Consider the following 5,240-nt stretch of genomic DNA (forward strand, 5'->3'; position numbering starts at 1 on the left):
AAGGGAGCTATCCGACGCCCTGGTGGACGACAGGATAGGCTTCGTCAACGCCCGGATCGAGGAGTACATGTATCGGTCGAGCTTCGATCCCGACTCCGAGGAGAACAGGGTGGTGGTCAACACCAGCCTCCTGGATAAGAGGGACAGCGAGAGGGCTTTCGATATGATGAAGCTGGTCTTCGATGCCGGCTTCGCGGTGAGCAGAAGGGTTCTGATCCGGGATGAGGGCGAGGAGATGGCCTCCATGGAGATCCCGCCAGGTTTTCTGGGAATCTCCACCGTCTGCAGCATCACCGTAGACGGGATGCTCCTGCGGGCCGGAATTCCCGTCAATACCACCTTTGCAGGCGTCGTCGAGGTGAAGGGTGGCGACCTATCGGAGTTCACCGATCTGATAGCTTACGCCGGCTCGTCTCTCGATCCCATGAGGGTCTTCATCTCGCGAAAGACCACCCGGGTTAGCGAGGCGGTGAGGGCCAAAGACGGCTCCGTTCTCGCCAACTTGAGGGAGATTCCGGTGGCAGCCATCGATCAGGCCCGGGATCTCCTGGATAGGGCAAAGGGGGCCGGCGTCGACGGCATGATGAAGATGAGCGAGCCCGGAGAGCCGAATATGGGCTGTCCCGTGGGCTCCGGGAAGGTGGGGATCGCCTTCTGCGGCGGGGTCAACGCCGTGGTGGCGTCCGAAGAGCTGGGAGTCGATATCAGGACGATGCCCATATCTTCTCTCGAGGACTACGGCAGGATGAAAGGGCTCCGTTGAGCCTGACCACAGAGTATAATATCTGCCGTGCCCAAGGGTCGGAGGTGGGGATCTTGATTCGCGAAGCCCGATTTTTGATGGCTTTAATGCTGCTTTATGCGGCCTTCTCTCCGGGCGTCGGCCAGAACGACCTCCCCGGAGGTTCCGACGCCGTCAGCCTCGGCTCTGGGCCGCGCCCCATCTACAGGATCGGATACAACGGCGACGGTCCCGTCGATATCGACGAGCTGATAGAGACGATGCAGAGCAGCCGGGAGGAAGGGGGCGAAGATCTGCTCCGGCCCGATGGAGCATCCGAGGCGTCATCGTCTGAACCCTCGTCTTCTCTTGAGGTGGCCTCCTCTGATCCTCCGGCTGAGACCGCCGGGGCGGAGCCTTTGCAGGACGCTCCGAAGGAGGAAGCCGTATCTGATCGATCCGAGATCGCAGCGGTCCAGATCGAAGACGAAAAGCCCCCTTACGTCAGAGTTCCCATCGTCTCCGATCCGCCCGGGGCGGAGGTCTACGTCGACGGGATCTTCTACGGGGTCACTCCTTTCATCGCGACGGTGGAGCCGGAGAGCCATCTCGTAGAGGTCTATCTCCAGGGCTACTGGAACTGGTTCAACGTCGTCGACTTCTCCGAGAGCACCAGAACGATCCCCGTCATCCTCAGCCCGAGAGAGCCCGCCCCTCCCGCGACGGACGAGACGCAAGAAGCCCAGAACGCCTCAGCGATGATGGAGGATCTGCATCCGACTCCAGAGACGTCTTCCCGGCTCCGCCCGACGTCCGACGAGGGTGATTTTGTCGAGGAGAACTATCGAAAGCTCCTCATCGTCGTGGCCTTCCTCTCTTTCCTGATAGGATCGGGAAGCATCGCCTCCTGGGCGCGATCAAGGCTCACCACCTCGGTCAAGATCAGCTTTCCTCGCGACGGAGAGGAGAGGTGGGCAGGCCTCGTCGAGGGCCAGTCCAGCAGGATCCGGGGGACGAAGAGGCAGGTATACGTTCTGGTGAGGTATGACGACGAAAACCTCCAGGTGAGAAAACAGGTGGTGCCGAACCGCGACGGCCGCTGGTATACGCGATGCGATGTCGAGGAGGGGACGGTCTACAGGATCTACGCCGTGGTGGTCGATGGCCCGCTAATAGAGGGATCATATCTGGACGAGATACCCACCCATAGGGCCATATCCGAGGTCGGGCCGGTGATCGGGAGAGAGAAGGTGCCCATGCCCGCAGATCGATGACGCTAAAGGTATGGTGGGTGACCGATCCCGGATAAGGTTTTATAAGTTGAGGGGCTGTAGTGGAGCCCTGTTCAGTTGCGAGGAGAAAATATGGACTTCAGAGTCGTTATTTCAGATCCCCAGAGCGGGAAAGCTTACCAGGTGGAGGCAAAGGACACCGCCGCCAACAAGTTCCTCGGCCGAAAGATCGGCGACGTAATCGACGGCGATGCAGTGGGCATGCCCGGCTATTCGATAGAGATCACTGGAGGAAGCGATCGTGAAGGGTTTCCGCTTCGTCGCGACCTCCCCGGGTCCAAGCGGAGGAAGATCCTGATCGCCAGCGGAACAGGGTACCACCCTTTGGAGAAGGGGCGGAGGAGGAGAAAGTCGGTCCACGGTCACGACATCTCAGCGGACGTCGGCCAGATCAACGTCAAGATCAAAGAACGCGGCGCAAAGTCGGTGGAGGAGCTATTGGGCGCGGCCCCTGCTGAATGAGCAGATCGCGACGATGGCGGCGATTCGCCTGAGACGGGGGGCCGCGGCCGGAGAGGCCCCCGAAGAGGTTCGGCGGCAACTATCGATCTGCCGGAGAAATAGCCTCGCAGCACCGCGGAATCTCTTCGGAGAGCCGGCTTTCGGAAGGAGTCGACGGTCTCGTACGGCCCCATATGAGATGACTGAGGACTTCAGCATGGCAGAAGAGGCCCAAAAACCAGAACCTCCGCCTCGATCTTGGCGAGGTGCAGATCATGGCGGAGTTCGAGACGGGGGAGGAGTTGTCTTTGCTCTCTCGGGCTGGTGCGGACCAGTCCCTCTTAGTGGCCATGCCCACCGAGGCGAACGATAGCTTCGCATCCACCCTCAGAAACATATCCAAGATCATAAAACAGAGCTTTTTCGCCCTGGTCATCTGCGCGGTGGCGGACATCTTCGCCGGCTTCACCATAGCCGAGATGTCCCCCCTTCTGGCCCTCTACCCGGGCCTTATCGTCCTGATCCCCAGCTCCATAAACCTCCGGGGCAACATCTTCGGCTCTTTTGGGGCGAGGCTCGGCACCAGCTTTCACACCGGCGAGATCTCGTCGCCCTTGGGAAAGTCCGAGGCCCTCCGCCAGCAGGTGGGCGGGGTTGCTGTTCAGACCCTCTTCATGCCTCTGGTTCTGGCCTTTGTGGTGAAAGCTTTCTCCATCGTCGCGGGCCTCCATACGATGGGCATCTACGATCTGGCTTTGATAGCCGTAATCAGCAGCCTTCTCTCGGGCCTGGTCCTTCTGGCCTTCACCCTGCTCCTGATCGACCAGAGCTTCAAGAAGGGGTGGGACCCAGACAACATATCGGTCCCCCTCATCACCGCCGCGGGCGATGTGATCACCATCCCCCTGCTCTTCGCCTCCGCCATCCTGGTATCGATGATGAGCTATCCTCTGGCCAGGGCGATGACCCTCATATTCATAATGTTCTCCATCGCGGCGCTGGTCTACAGCCTGGGATCGAGCCGCATCATTATGGTCAGGATCGTGAAACAGTCCCTGCCGGTGCTGGTCGTCTCCACGGCCCTGGCCACCGTGGCGGGGATCTTCATGGGGATGACCGAGGAGATGCTGATCGTCTTCTCCACCGTTCTGCTTCTTATACCGGTCTTCAATGCGGAGGGCGGAAACCTCGGCGGTATCCTCTCCTCCCGGCTCACCTCCGCCTATCATCTGGGGGTGGTCAGGATGGGCCGAAGGCCCGAAGGCGAGACCTGGACCAACTTCAGCTTCATCCTCCTTCTCTCCATCCTGATCTTCCCGACCCTGGGACTCCTCGCTTACATCGTATCGAAGGCCTTCGGGATGGATGCTCTGGGGTTTGGCCATATAATATTCATATGCATCGTGGCGGGGCTATTCACCTCCCTTATGGCCATCTTCGTCACCTACTACTTCACCTACTTCTTCGTCAAGATCGGGGTCGACCCCGACAATGTGACCATACCCATGATCACCAGCGTGATGGACGTTTTTGGGACGGCATCGTTGATCCTCGTCACCATGGTGGTCGTCTCGGTCTGAGTGAGTTGAAAGATCAAGAAAAGAAAGAGATCGCGAGAGGGATGGGGATTTGCGTTCTCATCGGTTCGCTACGATCTCATGCGCCCTCTCCAGGGCTTTTGGGATCTGTCCTCTCATCGTCGCCTTCATCTGGTCGGCAGGTAGCATCGCGAAGAGGGCGTCCATCAGCCGGTCGCTTCTCATCATCCTGTCGACGATCTCTCTGATCCGGACGGAGTTATCGAGCTCTCGTCCCATCTCCGTCGCGATCCGCGAGGGGTACTCTGCGAGGGCGGCCCCGCCTCCAATATGTCGGGCCGCGACCTCTCCGGCCGCCTGACCTCCCACCATCGCCAGGGGTATGCCGCCGCCGGAGGTGGCCATCACCATTCCTGCAGCATCTCCCGCCAGAAGGACGTTCTCCTTCGCGATCGCGGGCAGAATGCCGCCTGCCGGGACGAGCCCCCTCATCACTCCTGTCACCTCCCCTCTCCGGAGCTTCTCCTTCGCGATCGGGTGCTCCTTGATGAGGGTGTCGAGGAGGTCGCAGAGCCTCTTTCCCTGGAGGTAAGCGGGCCTCGCGCCGATGCCGACGTTCGCGACGTCTCCACCGAGGGGTATTATCCAGGCGTACCCTCCAGGCGCGCACCTGGTCCCGAAGTACATCTCAGCGGCCTCGGGGTCGGTATCGACGCCGGCCATCTCGTACTCGAGGCAGACGCCCATCTCCTGTCGGATTGCCATTCCTGCGCCTCGGGCGGTGGCGGAGGCGGGGCCGTCGGCCCCGATGACGACCTTCGCCTCCATCGTCCCCGAGTTCCGGCCCGAGAGCCGAAGGCCGGTCCCGTCCAGGTCTGCTCGGGTCTCTACCAGGACTTGAGCTCCGGCCCTCGCCGCTCTCCAGGCGAGGCCGCGATCAAAGCCCCTCCGATCGATCACCCTTCCAGAGACCAAAAACTCCTTCGCCTTCCCTGAGGGGGAGTAGATCCTCTGGACCCGGGTACGATGGAGGATCTGACGCTCGGGGACCTCAGCCAGAGCGTCGGGGATCGTTGCATGGGGGAGGAGGGCCTGCAGCTCTCCCTTCTCGGGGAGAAAGCCGCCGCACTGAACCGGCGTTCCCATCTCCCTCTTCCTCTCGATCAGAACGACCTCAGCTCCTCGCTTTGCCGCGGCCTCGGCGGCGACCGAGCCCGCGGGGCCGGCGCCCACCACCGCGATATCGAT

General features: G+C 61.0%; 5 protein-coding genes. 4 read left to right on the plus strand and 1 reads right to left on the minus strand.

The window, feature by feature from the left end:
- The 4 genes from ACP5EL_RS08945 to ACP5EL_RS08960 all read left to right on the plus strand — a co-directional run.
- Nucleotides 1-763 (plus strand): DUF128 domain-containing protein (locus ACP5EL_RS08945; RefSeq protein ID WP_428402166.1); only part of this gene is annotated, 763 nt, incomplete at its 5' end.
- A 53-nt stretch (nt 764-816) separates the two neighbouring features.
- Entirely contained in the window at nt 817-1,995 is a 1,179-nt protein-coding gene (locus ACP5EL_RS08950) for a PEGA domain-containing protein (protein WP_428402167.1), read from the plus strand.
- Between the two features lie 90 nt (nt 1,996-2,085).
- Nucleotides 2,086-2,475, plus strand: a complete 390-nt coding sequence (locus tag ACP5EL_RS08955; protein WP_428402168.1) for a 30S ribosomal protein S6e — start codon at nt 2,086-2,088, stop codon at nt 2,473-2,475.
- A 254-nt stretch (nt 2,476-2,729) separates the two neighbouring features.
- Nucleotides 2,730-4,034 carry a magnesium transporter gene (locus tag ACP5EL_RS08960; protein WP_428402169.1) on the plus strand — a complete coding sequence of 435 codons (1,305 nt, stop codon included), beginning with the start codon at nt 2,730-2,732 and terminating at the stop codon, nt 4,032-4,034.
- A 57-nt stretch (nt 4,035-4,091) separates the two neighbouring features.
- Here the strand turns inward: ACP5EL_RS08960 and ACP5EL_RS08965 are convergent.
- The coding region (locus ACP5EL_RS08965; protein ID WP_428402170.1) for a geranylgeranyl reductase family protein at nt 4,092-5,240 on the minus strand (1,149 nt) is incomplete at its 5' end.

The organism is Methanocrinis sp., assembly GCF_049974945.1.
In the GTDB taxonomy this organism is placed as follows: Archaea; Halobacteriota; Methanosarcinia; order Methanotrichales; family Methanotrichaceae; genus Methanocrinis.